This is a genomic window from Plantactinospora sp. CNZ321, from assembly GCF_004217235.1.
The window spans coordinates 4,384,588-4,400,115 of record NZ_SHKQ01000001.1 but is presented as its reverse complement, the minus strand read 5'-3'; the positions used below and the strand labels follow the sequence as shown (position 1 = coordinate 4,400,115).

Annotated in this window: 15 protein-coding genes; 5 read left to right on the top strand and 10 right to left on the bottom strand. The window is 71.0% G+C overall.

Annotated features, from left to right (window positions below; translation table 11 throughout):
* Nucleotides 1-191: 191 nt before the first annotated feature.
* The 5 genes from EV371_RS19235 to EV371_RS19215 form a co-directional block, all read right to left on the bottom strand.
* Nucleotides 192-1,853, bottom strand: coding sequence for an extracellular solute-binding protein (locus EV371_RS19235; protein ID WP_130463271.1), 1,662 nt, complete (start codon nt 1,851-1,853; stop codon nt 192-194).
* Between the two features lie 48 nt (nt 1,854-1,901).
* Nucleotides 1,902-2,798, bottom strand: coding sequence for a carbohydrate ABC transporter permease (locus EV371_RS19230; RefSeq protein WP_130463270.1), 897 nt, complete (start codon nt 2,796-2,798; stop codon nt 1,902-1,904).
* A complete protein-coding gene (locus tag EV371_RS19225) occupies nt 2,795-3,703 on the bottom strand; it encodes an ABC transporter permease subunit (protein ID WP_207230540.1) in 909 nt (302 codons plus the stop codon). Before EV371_RS19225 ends, EV371_RS19230 begins: the two co-directional genes overlap by 4 nt.
* A 158-nt stretch (nt 3,704-3,861) precedes the next feature.
* Nucleotides 3,862-4,818, bottom strand: coding sequence for a DUF1152 domain-containing protein (locus EV371_RS19220; protein WP_130463269.1), 957 nt, complete (start codon nt 4,816-4,818; stop codon nt 3,862-3,864).
* 128 nt (nt 4,819-4,946) lie between these two features.
* On the bottom strand, nt 4,947-5,735 hold the full coding sequence (locus tag EV371_RS19215; protein ID WP_130463268.1) for a glucose 1-dehydrogenase: 789 nt from the start codon (nt 5,733-5,735) through the stop codon (nt 4,947-4,949).
* A gap of 238 nt (nt 5,736-5,973) precedes the next feature.
* Here EV371_RS19215 and EV371_RS19210 point away from each other — a divergent pair, with 238 nt between their 5' ends.
* Both EV371_RS19210 and EV371_RS19205 read left to right on the top strand, forming a co-directional pair.
* Nucleotides 5,974-6,807 carry an AraC family transcriptional regulator gene (locus tag EV371_RS19210; RefSeq protein ID WP_349340158.1) on the top strand — a complete coding sequence of 278 codons (834 nt, stop codon included), beginning with the start codon at nt 5,974-5,976 and terminating at the stop codon, nt 6,805-6,807.
* Nucleotides 6,808-7,068: 261 nt separating this feature from the next.
* Complete coding sequence (locus EV371_RS19205) at nt 7,069-7,965, top strand: alpha/beta hydrolase (RefSeq protein WP_130466051.1); 897 nt, start codon at nt 7,069-7,071, stop codon at nt 7,963-7,965.
* A 75-nt stretch (nt 7,966-8,040) separates the two neighbouring features.
* Here the strand turns inward: EV371_RS19205 and EV371_RS19200 are convergent, their stop codons facing one another.
* Nucleotides 8,041-9,000 (bottom strand): methionyl-tRNA formyltransferase, encoded by a 960-nt coding sequence (locus EV371_RS19200; RefSeq protein WP_130463267.1) that lies wholly within the window; start codon nt 8,998-9,000, stop codon nt 8,041-8,043.
* A gap of 242 nt (nt 9,001-9,242) precedes the next feature.
* Between EV371_RS19200 and EV371_RS19195 the strand changes: the two genes are divergently transcribed.
* Complete coding sequence (locus EV371_RS19195; RefSeq protein ID WP_130463266.1) at nt 9,243-10,595, top strand: lysine N(6)-hydroxylase/L-ornithine N(5)-oxygenase family protein; 1,353 nt, start codon at nt 9,243-9,245, stop codon at nt 10,593-10,595.
* Between the two features lie 39 nt (nt 10,596-10,634).
* On the opposite strand, the gene EV371_RS19190 is transcribed toward EV371_RS19195, so the two are convergent.
* A complete protein-coding gene (locus tag EV371_RS19190; protein WP_130463265.1) occupies nt 10,635-11,066 on the bottom strand; it encodes a CU044_2847 family protein in 432 nt (143 codons plus the stop codon).
* Nucleotides 11,067-11,236: 170 nt separating this feature from the next.
* On the opposite strand from EV371_RS19190, the gene EV371_RS19185 reads away from it, so the two are divergent.
* A complete protein-coding gene (locus tag EV371_RS19185; protein WP_130463264.1) occupies nt 11,237-11,578 on the top strand; it encodes a DivIVA domain-containing protein in 342 nt (113 codons plus the stop codon).
* 270 nt (nt 11,579-11,848) lie between these two features.
* Nucleotides 11,849-12,160: a hypothetical protein gene (locus tag EV371_RS19180; RefSeq protein ID WP_130463263.1), complete on the top strand. Its 312-nt coding sequence runs from the start codon at nt 11,849-11,851 to the stop codon at nt 12,158-12,160.
* Nucleotides 12,161-12,311: 151 nt separating this feature from the next.
* Here the strand turns inward: EV371_RS19180 and EV371_RS19175 are convergent, their stop codons facing one another.
* The 3 genes from EV371_RS19175 to EV371_RS19165 are packed head-to-tail and all read right to left on the bottom strand — an operon-like array spanning nt 12,312 to nt 15,336.
* A complete protein-coding gene (locus EV371_RS19175; protein WP_130463262.1) occupies nt 12,312-13,193 on the bottom strand; it encodes an ABC transporter ATP-binding protein in 882 nt (293 codons plus the stop codon).
* Between the two features lie 2 nt (nt 13,194-13,195).
* Nucleotides 13,196-14,260 carry an iron chelate uptake ABC transporter family permease subunit gene (locus tag EV371_RS19170; protein ID WP_130463261.1) on the bottom strand — a complete coding sequence of 355 codons (1,065 nt, stop codon included), beginning with the start codon at nt 14,258-14,260 and terminating at the stop codon, nt 13,196-13,198.
* Between the two features lie 5 nt (nt 14,261-14,265).
* Complete coding sequence (locus tag EV371_RS19165) at nt 14,266-15,336, bottom strand: iron ABC transporter permease (RefSeq protein WP_486484695.1); 1,071 nt, start codon at nt 15,334-15,336, stop codon at nt 14,266-14,268.
* Nucleotides 15,337-15,528 lie beyond the last annotated feature (192 nt).

Below are 15,528 nucleotides of genomic sequence, written 5' to 3'. Positions count from 1 at the left end.
AAATCTAGACAGCCATCGATATCCGGTCAAGAGCGCGCGATCCGGAGGCGGGAGACCACCGTGCCGGCCCGCCCGCCTACCGCCCGGGCCGGGGCGGGTCAGTGAACCTTTTTCAACCTCCCCTTGCGGTCCGTCGGAGCGCGAGGTCGGACGCGGTGTGTGAGCGCCGCGCGGTTCAGGTTGAAAAAGGTTCAGTCGCTGCTGTTGGCGATCGCTTCCTCGAACTCGGCCCGGACCCGGTCGCCGCCGGTGCTCCGCCACTGCTTGAGCACCTCGCCCCAGGCCGAGACCGGCTTGCGCCCGCTGAGGATGTCCATCTGGGCGTCGTTGACGATGGTGCCGAGCTGGCCGGAGCGCCGGGACCAGGTGTCGGAGAAGAGCCCGAGGGTGGGATCCTTCACCGCCGTCGGAATGATCGACTTCTGGTACTCGTACGACTTGCGGGTCGCCTCCGCCGCACCGGGCACGAAGATCACGTCGGGCGCGTCCACGATGTAGCGGATCCCGAGCACCGTCTGGGTCACCCCGGCCTGGGTCAGCTCCGGCCCGCCCTGCCGCATCCGGTAGTGCACCCCGGCGACGCCGTACCGGCGCAGCAGCCACTCCTCGGTGCCGAACGGCGCGGCCAGCCAGTTGCAGACCCTCAGCAGTGCCCGGATCCGGCCCTCGTCGGCCTTCCTGAACGCGGTGAAGTTGTTGGTCGCCTGCGCCTGCCAGGTGGCCGCGAACCCGCCACCGCCGTGCCGGGGCGGCCGCATCCCGCCGATGTCGAAGTCCGGCCCGGCGATGTTCTCCGCGAAGAACTGCGGCCACGCGGTGTACCGGTCCGCGATCATCAGGGCGCTGCCCGCGTTGAACCACTTCTTCGTCGGCGCGTTGTTGCTGAAGCTGTCCGGATGCACCACGCCGTCCTTGACCAGCCGGGCGGTGTCGGCGAGCGCCTGGCCGAACTCCTCCCGCTCGTACGCGCTGACCAGCTGGCCGCCCTCCAGCTTCCACCGCCACGGGTTGCCGAGCATCTGCCGGACGAAGTCCAGCGGAGCCTGGGCCAGCGCCCAGCGGTTCGCCCGGGCGTCGGTGACCTGGCGGCAGAGGTCCCGGAACTCGGCGAAGCTGCCCGGCTGGGGGTCGGCGTCGAGCTGCGTGAACAGGTCGTCGCGGCGCATCATCAGGGTGCCGCCGATGCCCCGGGGCACCGGCAGGCCGTAGATGCCGCCGTTGTAACGGCAGTCCCGCCAGGCGTCGGTCGGCAGGTTCGCCAGGAACGGGTACTCCCGCACCGCGTCGCCGCTCAGGTACGGGCTGAGATCCTGGCACTTGGCGGCGAGCCAGGCCGGCAGGTTGGCCGTACCGGCGGGCAGGCCGTTCGGGGTGTACAGCGCCGGCACGATGATGTCCGGCAGGTCGTCCCCGGCGACCAGGGTGGCGAACTTGGTCGGCATGTCGGCGTTGGGCACGATGGTCAACCGCAGGTTGACGCCGAGCCGGCGGTTCATCTCCTGCCAGAACGGGTTCTGCCCGACCGCCGGCGGTACCGGCGAGTTGGTCAGGACGAAGGCGGAGAGCTCACCGCCGTCGCCGGGCGGGCCGTCGGTGGCCCGCACCGGCGGCTCGGGGTAGCTCAGGAAGGCGTCCAGCAGCCCTTGCCGGTTGCCCTTCAGATCCGGGCTGACCCCGGTGTACGGGAGGTAGCTCGGCAGCGTGGCCGAGTTGCTCGCCCGGTTCCGGTCGTCGCCCGCGGGGGCGCCGCCGTCGCCGCAGCCGGCGAGCAGGGCAGGGGTGGCGATCAAGGCGGCACTGCCGAGCGCACCGGTCAGAAACTGTCGGCGGCCGATCGGCGGATCACTGGTCATCGAGGCTCCATGAGGCGCTGCGGGATTCGGGGGAGGAGGAGCGATGTTTCAGCCCTTTACCGCGCCGATCAGGACGCCCTTCGTGAAGTGTCGCTGCACGAAGGGATAGACGACGAGGACGGGGACGACGGAGAGCACCAGGATGGCCATCTGGATCGCCTCCTGGGGCGGCAGTGCCGCGCCGGCCGAGCCGAGCTGGTCAACGCCGAGCTGGGTCTGGTTGACCACATACGTCCGCAGCACGAGCGGCAAAGGCCACTTCGCGGTGTCGTTCAGGTAGAGCAGGGCGTTGAAGAACGCGTTCCAGTACGCCACCGCGTAGAACAACCCGATGACCGCGAGTACCGCTCTGCTCAGCGGCAGGACGATCCGGAACAGCACGGCGACGTCACCGGCACCGTCGATCCGGGCGCTGTCGATCACCTCCTGGGGCAGGTCCATGAAGAACGCCCGCAGGATGATCACGTTGAACGCGTTGACCGCTACCGGCAGGATCAGCGCCCAGTAGCTGTCGAGCAGCCCGAGGCTCTTCACCACCAGGTAGCTCGGGATGATTCCCGGGGCGAAGAGCAGGGCGAAGAGCACCACCATCAGCAGCGGGCGGTGCGCCACCGACCGGGGGCGGCTCAGTCCGTACGCCAGCAGGATGGTGGTGGCCATGCTCAACGCCGTACCGGCGAGGGTGACGAAGAAACTGACCAGGGTCGCCCGGGTCACCACGCCACCGGAGAGGATCGCGGCGTACGCGGCGAAGCTGACCTCGTCGGGGACGAGCACGAAGCCGCCGTCCCGGGTGATCTGCTCGCGCGTGGCGAGGCTGGTGGAGACGATCCCGAGGAAGGGTACGACCACCGCCGCGCAGCAGACCGCCAGGATCAGGCCCTTCAACGCGCGTACCGGTCTCGACGCGACGGTGACGCCCGCGATGGTCGGTCGGTTCGTCATCGCCGGTAGACCCCCTGCGCTCCGAAGCGGTGCGCGAGCCGGTTGGCGCCGAGCACCAGCAGCAGCCCGACCAGGCCCTTGACCAGCCCGACCGCGGCGCTGACCCCCCAGTCACCGGCGAGGATGCCGTTGTTGTAGACGTACGTGTCGAGCACCTCGCTGGCGTCCACCCCGACCGCCGGCTGCTGGAGCACGATCTGCTCGAAGCCGACGGTCAGCGCGTCACCGAGTCGCAGGATCAGCAGCAGCACGATCAGGCCGCGCAGCCCCGGCAGGGTGATGTGCCACAGTTGCCGCCACCGGCTGGCGCCGTCCACGGCGGACGCCTCGTAGAGCGTGCCGTCGATCCGGGAGAGCGCGGCCAGGAAGAGGATCGTCGCCCAGCCGGCGTCCTTCCAGAGCACCTGGCCGGTGACCAGGGCGAAGAACGCCTCCGGATTGCTGACGATGCTGACCGTGCCGAGGTCGTGGTCCAGGAGGAACCGGTTGAGCAGACCGCCGTCGCCGAGCAACTGCATGAAGATCGCGACCACGATCACCCAGGAGAGGAAGTGCGGCAGGTAGAGGACGCTCTGCACCACCCGCCTGAGTCGCTGCGACATCAGGCTGTCCAGTAGTAGTGCGAGGGCGATCGGTGCGGGAAAGACGACGAGCACCTGGAGCAGGGTGATGATCAGGGTGTTGGCCAGCGCGTTCAGGAACGCCGGATCGCCGCTGACGATGATCCGGAAGTTTGCCAGCCCGCTCCAGGGACTGTCGACAATCCCGACGTACGGCTGGTAGTCCTTGAACGCGATCACGTTGCCGAGCCACGGTAGATAGTGGAACGTCAGCAGGAGGGCGACGCCGGGAAGTGCGGCGAGCAGCAGGATGTGATCCCGCCGTACCCGGTCCCACCACGACAAGCCGGCCTACTCTCCATCCACTCCCGCCGGATGCGCGCCGTGGACACACGGTGGATCGCGGCAGTTCCGGAGGTCGGCTGTTACATCGGGGTAAACCTAGGGTCACCCCTGATGAGCGTCAAGACACGAATCGATCCCGTCGGGATCCCCTCGGGCGGTCAGTGCGGAAACACCCTCGGCGTACGGCTGGAGACGTCGCACCGGAACGCCTCGATGCGCGACGCCACCTGGCGGGCGCCCACGGTCTGCTCCAGTCGGTCGAGATAGAGCGACCGTCTTGCCAGGGCGGTCAGCTCCACGGTGAAGTAGATCGCCATCAGCGGGTTGACGAAGAGGGTGCTGCCACTGGTCCGCAGGGTGAACTGGACGTCGCCGACCTCGCCCCGGGTCGCCGCCGCGATCTGCCCGTTGACGATACTGGGTCGCAGCGGGGTGGCGGCCTGAGCCCGGGCCACCGCCTCCCGGTACAGCGTCGCCTCCCGGCTCCGCCCGGGGATCGACAGCGCGCCCAGGTAGGCGCCCTCGCGGTCCAGCGCCCCGAGATTTTCCAGCACCTGAACGTGGTTGACCCCGTGATACGCGTCGATGCCGAACCCGAGGCAGCAGACCAGCCGGACCGGCACCTCCAGTCCGGCGACCGCGCCGAGGCTGGTCATGTCCTCGACCGGGGTGCCGAGCCCGGCCTCGTCGCCGCGCAGCAGGATGTCGGTGCCCCCGTCGACCAGCACGATCGCGTCCACCTCGAACCGCCGCACCAGGTACCGGTACGCCTCGCGCAGCGGCGCCACCCCGGTACGGGGAAAGGCGTGCACCGTCGACGGGAACCCGTGCCCGGTCAGCCACTCCGCGAGCACCCGCTCCGGGAAGTAGTCGGCAGGTCCTTTGGTTTCCGGCGTGACCTCCGCGACGTTCTCGGCCAGCCAACAGTCCAGGTCGAGCAGCTCCAGTTGGCTGAAGGAGTAGTTGGCCAGGTGCACCCGGACCCCGGCGTCCCAGAGCGCGATCGCCAGCGGAAGTCCGGCGTACACGTCGAAACCGCCGCCCGCCCCGGCGACCAGGACGCTGCGCGCCCCGGCCAGCGCGGCGAACAGCGGCGGCGTCGGCAGTCCGGTCACCGGGTCTCCCACCCTCGTCGTCCCGGCCCGACGGACGGGCGGCGGTCCGCAGCGGACCGGTGCCGAATACTACTCAGCTCCGCCGGTCAGCACCGAGATCGCGGCGGTCGGCCTCGCCCGGGGGCGGATCAGGCGCGGAGGCCGCCGTCGACCGGCAGGCAGACGCCGGTGACGAAGGAGGCGCGGTCGCTGAGCAGCCAGGCCGCCGCCTCGGCGATCTCGTCCGGCTCGGCGGCCCGGCGCAGCGGGGTCAGCGTGTTGAGCCGCTCGACGGCGGCCGGTTCGTCGTCGGCCCACTGCCGGATCACCCCGGTCATCGTGGTACCCGGGGCGATGGCGTTCACCCGGATGCCCTCCGGGCCGTACTCGACGGCGGCGGTCTCGGTGAGGCTGTTCACGGCCCGCTTCGTCGCCGCGTACGGGCCGAGCCCCGGTGCGCCGCGCAGGCTGCCGACGCTGCTGACGTTGACGATCGCCCCCGACCCGGCGGTGGCCCGGATCGCCCGGATCTCCGCGGTCATCGAGAGGAACAGTCCTCGATAGTTGACCGAGGTGACCAGGTCGAACTTCTGCTCGGTCGCGTTCACCATCGGGGTGTGCGGGATCGAGATGCCGCCGTTGTTGAGGGCCACGTCCAGCCGGGCGTGCAGCCGGATCACGTTCTCCACCGCAGCCTGGATGCTTCCCCGGTCGGTCAGGTCGGCCAGCACGTAGTCGGCGGTCCCGCCGCCGTCGCGGATCTCTCCGACCACGTCGGCGAGTTCGGACTCGGTCCGGGCCGCCAGCACCACGGCGGCACCCTCGCGGGCGAACAGCCGGGCGGCGCTCGCGCCGATGCCGCGACCCGCGCCCATCAGCAGCGCGACCTTGCCGGCGAGCAGGCCGGCTCCGTTGCCCGGGGCCTTCGTTCCGGTCATGCACCCACTCTCCCGTCACGCGTGGCCCCTCGGCCAACGCCAGCCTAGGCAGCCTCGGGGTGGCGCCGATGCCGAACGCGGGAACCGACCTCCGCGACCTGTCCGGTCCGCTACCGGACCGGGGGATTCGCCGGGTCGGCCCGCGTCGTTGCCGTCGACCGCCCGGAACAGCCGGCCCGCCTCCCGGCTGACCGCCTGCGTCGGTCGACGCCGGGCGGGTGGTTCTACCCTGGCAGGCATGCGACCTGTCAGGCCGGTTCGTGTCGCGGGGGCTGAGGTGGACGTGGTGGTCCCGGCAGGTTCGGGCCCGATGGCCGGGGTCAGCATGGCCGGGTTCCGCGCTCGGGCGGAGGGTCGGGTCGAGCTTCAGGCGGTTCCGCACCCGGCACTCACGCTCTTGTTCGACTTCGGCGATGTGCTGCTCGTCGATGGCGCCGGCGGCGAGCGGAAGAGTGGCAGTGTCGTCGTCGGCCTGGCCTCGGGCAGCGTCCGAGGAAGCGGGCGCGAGGTCGACCTGCTGCAGGTACGGCTCTCGCCGGTGGTCGCGCACACGACGCTCGGTGCGGCGTTCGAGTTGGGTGCGACCGTGCTCGGTCTCGAGGATCTCTGGGGGCGGCGGGACACCGAGCGGATCGAGGGGCAACTGCGTGCCGCGGGATCCTGGAACGACCGCTTCGGGGTCGTGGCGGCCGCGCTCGCCGGCCGACGTGCGGCAGGCCGGGCGGTGGATCCGGAGGTCGCCTTCGTCTGGGGGCAGATGGTGACGCGCCGGGGGCGGGTCCGGGTGGAGCGCCTGGCGGACGAGGTGGGCTGGAGCCGCACGCGGCTGTGGTCCCGATTCCGGTCACAGCTGGGTCTCACGCCCAAGCGCGCCGCGATGCTGATCCGGTTCGACCACGCGGCACACCGCCTCGCCGCAGGGCACAGCGCTGCCCGGGTGGCGGCGGAGAGCGGCTTCGTCGACCAGTCCCACCTCTGCCGGGATGTGATGGCCCTTGCCGGGATGACACCCGCGACTGTGGCGGTCGCGCCCTGGCTCGCGGTGGACGACGTCGCGTGGCCCAGACGGTAACGGGCCCGCAGGGTACGCCCCGACCCGGCGCCGCGCCTGGCCGACCGGGCTGACCGGGCTGACCGGGTGGAACATTTCTCCAATACCGGCGGCGCCCGCGTCGACGATGCTGTCAGCCATGCCCGAGAGCGCACGATGGCCATTGAGCCACCTGACGGACGGTCGGACGATGACGACGCACACGCCCGGGACCGGGACGATATGAGCGGCAGGGCGCCACTGGGCACCCGCCTCCTGCGGGACGGCCAGGACTGGGAGGCCATGACCGAGGAGCAGGTGATCGCCGCGGGGGAGAAGGCCAACCGCGCGGCATTGTCCCGGGCCGCACGGATCGTCACCGGCCGGCCTGACCGGCACGCCCGGATCGAGGAGGCCACGATCGAGCTTCCGGGCCGACGCCTGATGCTGCGGGTGCACCGTCCGAAGAAGGCGGACCGGAGACTGCCGCTGGTCGTCTCGTTCCATGGTGGAGGCTTCATCGGCGGCACCGCCGCGCAGAACGACTGGCTCAACAGCCATCTCGCGGCCCGCTGCCCGGCCGTGGTGGTGTCGGTGGAGTACCGCCTCGCACCGCGGCACCCGCTGCCCCGGCCGATCGAGGACGGCTACGACACGCTCGTCCGGCTGGTCGAGGACGCCCCTGGCTGGGGCGTCGACCCCAGCGCGGTCGCGGTACTGGGGGAGAGCGCCGGGGGCATGATCGCCGCCCTCGTCGCGTTGCGGGCCCGCGAGGACGGCCCGCCGCTGCGCGCCCAGGCACTGAACTATCCGACCACGGACTGGACCGAGACCCTGACCGACTACCCCTCGGTCGCCGAGAACGCCGACAACCCCACGCTCTCACTGTCCCGGCTGCGGGTGAGCCGCAGGCTGAGCCTGCCGTCCACGCTCGACCCGCACAGCGTGTCCCCGGTGAAGTTCGAGAATCTCGGCGGCCTGCCACCGGCCCTGGTCGTCACCGCCGCGCTGGACCCGGTGGCCGACCACGGGCGCCGGTACGTGGAGCGGCTCCGCGAGGCGGGCACCGACGCGCGCCTGACGTGTTACCCGAAGGCCACCCACGCCTTCCTCAGCATTCCCGGGTTGGTACCGGCCGCCCGGCCCGCACGCCGGGAGATCCTCGACTTCCTCCGTGGCCACCTGCATCGCGCCGGGTGAGGATGACCAGACCGGACGGCCGGGACCCGGTCGAAGACCAACCGTCTGGAGCCGGCCGTCGCCGAGCCCGGCGGTCTAGAGCCGGCCGTCCGGGTAGCGGGTCAGGTAGCCACCCATGGTCCGGAAATAGTCGGTGGCGGCGTGCTCCTGGCCGTCGTCGGTGCGTACCCGGGTGATGGCCAGGCCCGGCCGGTGCCCCCGGCGCGCGTCGGCGCCGGCCACGATCACCACGCCGTCGCCCTCCCGGTAGAAGATCCGGCCGGGCGTGCCGCCGTAGCGACCCTGTGAGACCCGTGCGGCCAGGATCCGCAGTCGCGCGCCGTCGTGGTGGGTGAAGGCGTTCGGGTACGGATCGGACTGCGCCCGCACCAGCCGTTCGATCTCGTCGGCCGGCCAGTTCCAGTCGATCCGGCTCTCCTCGATGGAGCGCTTGTGGAAGAAGCTCGCCTTCGTGCGGTCCTGCGGGGCCCAGTCGGTGCGGCCGGAGGCGATCAGCGCCAGCCCGTCGACGGTGATCGGGCCGAAGAGTTCCAGCGTGCGGTGGAACAGGTCGGTGGCGCTGTCGGTCGGGCCGACCGGTATCGCGCGTTGCAGCACGATGTCACCGGCGTCGAGGGTCTCGTCCATCAGGTGCGCGGTGACCCCGACCTCGCGCTCGCCGTTGAGCAGCGCCCAGATCAGCGGGCTGAACCCGGCGTACGCGGGCAGCAGCGAGTCGTGCACGTTCAGCGTCCCGTACGGCGGCAGGTTGAAGATCTCCGGCGGGAGCCAGGTACGCCAGTTGGTCGCCACGATCACCTCGGGCGCGGCCTGCCGGAGCCGCTCCATCAGCTCGGGGTCACCGGGACGCTTGCGGAGCAGCACCGGTACGTCGTGCTTCTCGGCCAGTTCGGCCACGGAGTCGTCCCAGATCTTCTCGTACGCGTGTTCACTCTTCGGGTGCGTGACGACCAGGGTCACCTCGTGCTCGGAGTCCAGCAGCGCCTGCAGGGTGCGGTGCCCCCAGGTCTGGTAGCCGAACATCACAACCCGCATCGACGGTCTCCTCTACGGTTGGTTCGTCTTGCCCCGGTCGCGCGTTCCGATCAGCCCTTTCGGGCCTGCGTTCCCGTGCGGTTCGCACTGGTCAGGTGGTCCATATTGTCCTTGACCATGGTGTAGGTTAGCCTAACCTAAATGCTGCGGATGGTCGACCGTCCGCGCCAGCCGCACCTCGTCCGCACGGATCCACGTCCTCCGCCACGCCGCCGACCGGCCGGCAGACTGATGGGACAGGTATGTCACGAACCAATCGCAGCGACGACTCCCAGGTCCACGATCTCCTCGGCATCGGCTTCGGTCCGTCGAACCTCGCCCTGGCCATCGCCATCCGGGAGGCCGCCGCCGGCCCGGGCCGGATCGACAGCGCGGTCTTCCTGGAGCGCCAGGCCGGCTTCGGCTGGCACCGGGGGATGCTGCTCGACGACGCCACCATGCAGGTGTCGTTCCTGAAGGACCTGGTGACGCTGCGGAACCCGGCCAGCGGGTTCAGCTTCCTCTGCTACCTGCAGAGCCGGGGTCGGCTGATCGACTTCATCAACCACAAGAACCTCTTCCCGTCCCGGGTCGAGTTCCACGACTACCTCGAATGGGCGGCGGCGCAGGTCGACGACATGGTCCGCTACGGGCACGACGTGGTCGACGTACGCCCGGTCTGGCGGGACGGCGAACTCGACCACTTCGAGGTGCTGGCCCAGGCCGGCCCGTGCTCCGCCGCCCCGGTCGGCTACCGGGCCCGCAACCTGGTGCTGGGGGTGGGGCTGCGGCCGTACCTGCCGGAGGGCATCACCCTGGACACCCGGGTCTGGCACAGCCGCGACCTGCTGCCGAACCTACGCGGCCTGGTGCCGGCGGCCCCGTCCCGGTTCGTCGTGGTCGGTGCCGGGCAGAGCGCGGCCGAGGCCGTCGACCACCTGCACCGCGAGTTCCCCGCCGCCGAGGTCTGCGCGGTCTTCTCCCGGTACGGCTACAGCCCGGCCGACGACAGCTCGTTCGTCAACCGGATCTTCGACCCGGCGGCGGTGCAGGAGTACTTCACGGCACCGCCGGAGGTGAAGGAGTCGATGCTCGCCTACCACGGCAACACCAACTACTCGGTGGTCGACGCCGAACTCATCGACGAGCTGTACCGACGCGTCTACCAGGAGAAGGTCCGGGGCATCGAACGGCTCCGGGTGCTGAACCTGTCGCGGCCGGTCGAGACGGTCCGCACCCCGACGGGGGTGCGGATGGTGCTGGAGTCGCTGGTGACCGGCGAGCGGAGGGTGCTCGACGCCGACGTGGTGGTCTTCGCCACCGGATACCGGCCGGTCGACCCCTTCGAGCTGCTCGGCGAGGCGGCGCAGGTGTGCCTGCGGGACGACGCCGGGCGGCCCCGGGTGGACCGCGACTACCGGCTGCGGACCCGACCGGAGGTACGGGCCGGCATCTACCTCCAGGGCGGTACCGAGCACAGCCACGGCATCTCCTCCTCGCTGCTCTCCAACACCGCCGTGCGGGCCGCCGAGATCCTCGACTCGATCTGCGTCCGCTCCGCCGTGTCGACACCCGACCGCGAACCCGAGTACGCCGGTGCCTCCGGCCCCGCCTGACCCGGTACGGCTTACCCCTCGCCGGCTGACCGGGCCGGGTCAGCCGGCGGTGGCCGACGGGTCCGGGCCCGCCGATGGGTCCGGCGAGTGGTCCGGCTCTGCGGTCGACCCGTCCGGGGCGCCCTCGTCCGGCTCGGCCGTGCCGGGTTTCGGTCCGGTGTGGCGGTTCCACTCGAAGGTGACCTTCATGTGAGCCTCGCCGGTGGTCTCGGCGACCACGAAACCGCCCTTCGCGGCGACCTTGAGACCGAATTCGATCGCCACCCGGTCGGCCCCGCCAGCGTCGCGGGCCCGTGCGGCGGCGCTCTGGGCCAGCCGGTGGAACCGGTCGAACGCCTCACCGAACGTCTCCGACAGCCGGGCCACCACCTCGCGGGGGCGACCGGCCGGAGCGACCCCGGTGACCTGGTGGGTCACCTCGACGAGCACGCTGCTGTCGTCGTCGACCGGAATCTCCACGTAGTAGGTCATCGCCGTCCTCCCCGTCGACGAACCGCGGCCGGCCCAGTCTAATGGCGGATCATCAGCATTCCGGACCGTCGTCCGGTCATCGGTGCCCGCCGTCTGCCCGGCCCCTTGTCCGACGTCGATACCTTCGAGGTCCACTACAAAATCGTCAGTTCAGACCGGGAGGCTCGCACATGCCCCACCTCACTCCGTCGGACATCCGCAGCGTCGCCTTCCGGAAGCCACCGCTCGGTCGACGCGGCTACGACGAGCAGGAGGTCGACGAGTTCCTGGACCAGGTCGAGAGCACCATCTCCGCACTGACGGAGGAGTTGGCGGCACTGCGTGGGCACCGGGCCCCCGCAGCCGCGCCGCCCGCAGCTCCGGCCGGTACCGCGTCCAGTGCGGTGGCCGAGCCGCAGGTGGCGATCCTCGCCCAACTCGAAGAGATCCGGGCCCGGCTCGACTGCATCGAGGCCGCGGTCGCCGGTGGTGGCCCGAGATCGTCCTTCGGCGATCCGATGTTCCGAAGTTGACCCCGTGAGTGACGCGTCGCGCCGGGCCACTGGCCCCGCTTGGCCGGAGTGCGGGGTGTAGGACGGAGCCCGGTAGGCCATCCACCGCGCTGGTCGCCCGGAGGTCATGCGGGCCGTTCGCACCCGCGACCGGCCCGCGTGCTATGCCTTCCCGTCCAGGGGCGGCTTTCCATCTGGACATCGAGGGATCTTATTGTGCTGAGCCGCCCCGAGTTTGTTTAATTACCCAACGATCCCGTCATCGATGGGAGTGCGGAAGGGGAGGATCCCATGAGGAAGTTCGCCACCCGGATCGCGGTGGTCGCGATCGTCGGGGCCGGCGCGGCGGTCGGGCTCACCGTCGTACCGGCCCAGGCCGCACAGGCCCAACCATGCAGTGCCGACGGTCTTAAAATGTACGGCCGCTACCCGATCGAGCACGACCAGAGGATCTACCACTGCGCGCCGGATCCGTTCACCCCGCGCTGGGTCTTCTCCGAGACCTGCCCGGCGGGTACCCGGCCGGCGACCACGCTCGCGCTGTACTACCCGCACAGCAACACCGGGCCCTACCTCGCGACGACGACCTGCGCCAGCGCCTGAACCTGTTTCAACCTGAACCGCGCGGCGCTCACACACCGCGTCCGAACCTTGCGCTCCGACGGACCGCAAGGGGAGGTTGAAAAGGTTCACTGATCACCGCCGGTGCGGGGACGGTGGCCGCCGGGTCGTCTGCGGGGTCCTGACCGGACCATCAGGCGCCGACGGCCACCGGCACCAGCGGCCGGGGGTGGTGCCGGCTGGTCGGGATCACCAGCGGAGTGCCGGTCAGCGGGTCGATGCTCACCTCGCACCGCAGGCCGAAGACCTCGTCGACCACCTCGGCGGTGACCACCCTCGACGGTTCGCCCTGCGCGACGATCCGGCCGCTCTTCATCGCGATCACGTGGTCGGCGTACCGGCACGCCTGGTTGAGGTCGTGCAACACCATCACCACGGTGCGGCCGTCCCGCCGGTTCAGGTCCACCACCAGATCGAGTACGTCGACCTGGTGCGCCAGGTCCAGGAACGTGGTCGGCTCGTCCAGCAGCAGCACCGGGGTCTGCTGGGCCACCGCCATGGCGATCCAGGCCCGTTGCCGCTGCCCACCGGAGAGTTCGTCCACCGGCCGGCCGGCCAGCTCGGTGACCCCGGTCGCGGCGAGCGCATCGGAGACCGCCCGCTCGTCGTCCAGCGACCACTGCCGCCACCACGTCTGGTGCGGCGAGCGGCCCCGACCGACCAGGTCGATCACGGTCAGACCGTCCGGGGCGATCGGGGACTGCGGCAGGATCCCCACCTGCCGAGCCACCTGCCGGGTGGGCAGGGAGTGGATCGCCCGGCCGTCGAGCTGGACGCTGCCGGCCGTCGGGTTGAGCAGCCGGGCCAGCGCCCGCAGCAGGGTCGACTTGCCGCAGGCGTTGGCGCCGACGATCACACTGATCCGGCCCGCCGGTATCACCAGGTCGAGATCGTCGACGACCACCCGGTCGCCGTACGCCAGGCGCAGCCGTTCGGCCCGCAGCTCGGGTTGCCCGGCGGCGCTCGACGGCGGGGCGTCGAGGGTGGCGTCGGCGATGGTCAGGTCCACGGTCATCTTCAGCCTCCAGAACCGGCGCGGTTGGTCCGGACGAGTAGCCAGAGCAGGAACGCCGCGCCGAGCGCCCCGGTGACCACGCCGACCGGGAGGTCGACGTCGGGGATGAGCCAGCGGGCCACCAGGTCGCTGGCCGAGACCATCAACGCCCCGGTGAGCGCCGACGTCAGCAGCGGTGGCGCGGGGAGCCCCGCCAACCGCTGGGCGACCTGTGGTGCGGCCAGTGCCACGAACAGCACCGGCCCGGTGGCGGCGGTGGCGAACGCGACCATCGCGACGCCGACCAGCACCAGGCAGAGTCGAGCCCGTTGCACCGGGATGCCCAGGCCCTGCGCCACGTCGTCGCCGAGGTGCAGGGTCCGGCTCCACCGCCCGAGCAGCATCCCGGCGGGCAGCAGTACCAGCACCGCGGCGGAGAGCGGGCGGACCGTCTCCCAGCCGCGGCCGCTGAGGTTGCCGACCAGCCAGCCGAGCGCCGCCTGTGCCTCGGCCAACTGGGCCCGGGTCAGCAGGTAGTCGGTGGCGCTGGTGCACATCCAGGAGACGGCGATGCCGACCAGGACGATCCGGTAGCCGGTGGCGCCGCGCCGCCAGGCCAGCAGGTAGATCAGCGCGGCGGTGGCCAGCCCGCCGATCAGGCCCAGCGCCGGCAGGCTCAGTCCGGCGCCGCCGAGCACGATGGCGGCCACCACGGCGGTGGTGGCACCGGCGTTGATGCCGATCATGTCGGGGCTGGCCAGTGGGTTGCGGGTGATGGTCTGGAAGATCGCCCCCGAGACGGCGAACGCGGCACCGGCGAGTACGGCGGTCAGCGCCCGGGGCAGCCGCAGCTCCCGCACGATGAAGACCTGGCCCGCATCGCCGGAACCCCAGAGCGCGGGGACCACCTCCAGCGGGCTGACCGGGTAGTCGCCGGTGGCGATGCCGACGCAGAAGACCACGAACGTCAGCACGACGAGCCCGAGGCAGCAGAGCAGCAACCGGACCAGGAGCACGCCGGAGACCGGTGGCCGGTTGATCCGGAACGCGGTACGCCCGCCGGTGCGGCGCAGGTCGAGGAGGGTCACCCCGATCAGAGCTCCGCGAGCCGGCGGCGCCGGACCAGCATGATGAAGAACGGACCGCCGATGAACGCGGCGATGATGCCGACACCGACCTCGCTCGGTCGGGCGACGACCCGACCGACGATGTCGGCCAGCAGCAGCAGGCTCGGCGCGAGCACCATGGTGAACGGCAGCAGCCAGCGGTGGTTGGGGCCGGTGATCAGGCGGGCCACGTGCGGCACCACCAGGCCGATGAAGACGATCGACCCGGCGACCGCGACCGCGGCCCCGGCGAGCAGGGTCACCGCCAGGGTGCCCTGCAGACGTACCAGTCCGACCCGGCGGCCCAGCGCGGCCGCGACGTCGTCGCCGAGGGCGAGGCTGTTCAGCGCCGGTGCGGCGGCCAGCGCGAGGATGGCGCCGACGGCCAGGAACGGCAGCAGTTGGGTGATGGTGCCGAAGCCCGGCCCGTTGAGCGAGCCGGCCGCCCAGAACCGGTAGCGGTTCAACGCCTCCGGGTCGCGCAGCACGACGGCGCTGGTCACCGAGTTGAGCAGGAAGGTGATCGCGATGCCGGCCAGCGCCACCTTGACCGGGGTCGAGCCGCCCCGGCCGAGTCCGCCGAGCAGGTAGACCACCACGCTGGCCAGCAGGGCACCGGCGAAGGCGAACCAGATGTAGCCGTAGAGCGTGGCGATGCCGAACCAGGCGATCGCGACGACGATGCCGAGCGCGGCACCGGCGCTGACGCCGAGCAGGCCGGGATCGGCGAGCGGGTTGCGGGTCAGCCCCTGCATCAGGGCACCGGAGAGGCCCAGGGCCATCCCGACCAGCAGGCCGAGCACGGTGCGCGGCAGGCGTACGCCCCAGACGATCGCCTCGATCTGCGGGGCGCCGACCCGCGCGCCGGCCCGGTCGAGGAGGGTCTGCACCACCTGGTCCAGCGGGATCTGCCGGCTGCCCACCGCCACGGAGAGCAGGGAGAGGGCGATCAGGACGATCGTGGCGACCAGGAAGTACCCGACCGGGCGAGCGGGTCGGTGACCCGCCGTCCGGGCGGGCGCGGGTCGGCGCACCGGTGGCGCCTGGTCGATTGTCACACGGTCCTCGGGATTCGTTCGGCGCAACGTGCAGGGCGTTCGCTTCTTAGGGTAGGTATACCTTAGTTCACGGCTTCGATGGTTGGGGAGGTCCATTCCGGCGAAGCTGTTGAGGTTAGGTAAGGATTACCTTACTATCACCGTCATCGGAACCAGGCGCCGATGCCGTTCCCTGACCATCCGGCAACCGTC

Coding starts and splice junctions, on each gene's coding strand:
- EV371_RS19235 (WP_130463271.1), bottom strand. CDS start 1,853: ATGACCAGTGATCCGCCGATCGGCCGCCGACAGTTTCTGACCGGTGCG.
- EV371_RS19230 (WP_130463270.1), bottom strand. CDS start 2,798: ATGACGAACCGACCGACCATCGCGGGCGTCACCGTCGCGTCGAGACCG.
- EV371_RS19215 (WP_130463268.1), bottom strand. CDS start 5,735: ATGACCGGAACGAAGGCCCCGGGCAACGGAGCCGGCCTGCTCGCCGGC.
- EV371_RS19210 (WP_349340158.1), top strand. CDS start 5,974: ATGCGACCTGTCAGGCCGGTTCGTGTCGCGGGGGCTGAGGTGGACGTG.
- EV371_RS19205 (WP_130466051.1), top strand. CDS start 7,069: ATGACCGAGGAGCAGGTGATCGCCGCGGGGGAGAAGGCCAACCGCGCG.
- EV371_RS19200 (WP_130463267.1), bottom strand. CDS start 9,000: ATGCGGGTTGTGATGTTCGGCTACCAGACCTGGGGGCACCGCACCCTG.
- EV371_RS19195 (WP_130463266.1), top strand. CDS start 9,243: ATGTCACGAACCAATCGCAGCGACGACTCCCAGGTCCACGATCTCCTC.
- EV371_RS19190 (WP_130463265.1), bottom strand. CDS start 11,066: ATGACCTACTACGTGGAGATTCCGGTCGACGACGACAGCAGCGTGCTC.
- EV371_RS19185 (WP_130463264.1), top strand. CDS start 11,237: ATGCCCCACCTCACTCCGTCGGACATCCGCAGCGTCGCCTTCCGGAAG.
- EV371_RS19180 (WP_130463263.1), top strand. CDS start 11,849: ATGAGGAAGTTCGCCACCCGGATCGCGGTGGTCGCGATCGTCGGGGCC.
- EV371_RS19175 (WP_130463262.1), bottom strand. CDS start 13,193: ATGACCGTGGACCTGACCATCGCCGACGCCACCCTCGACGCCCCGCCG.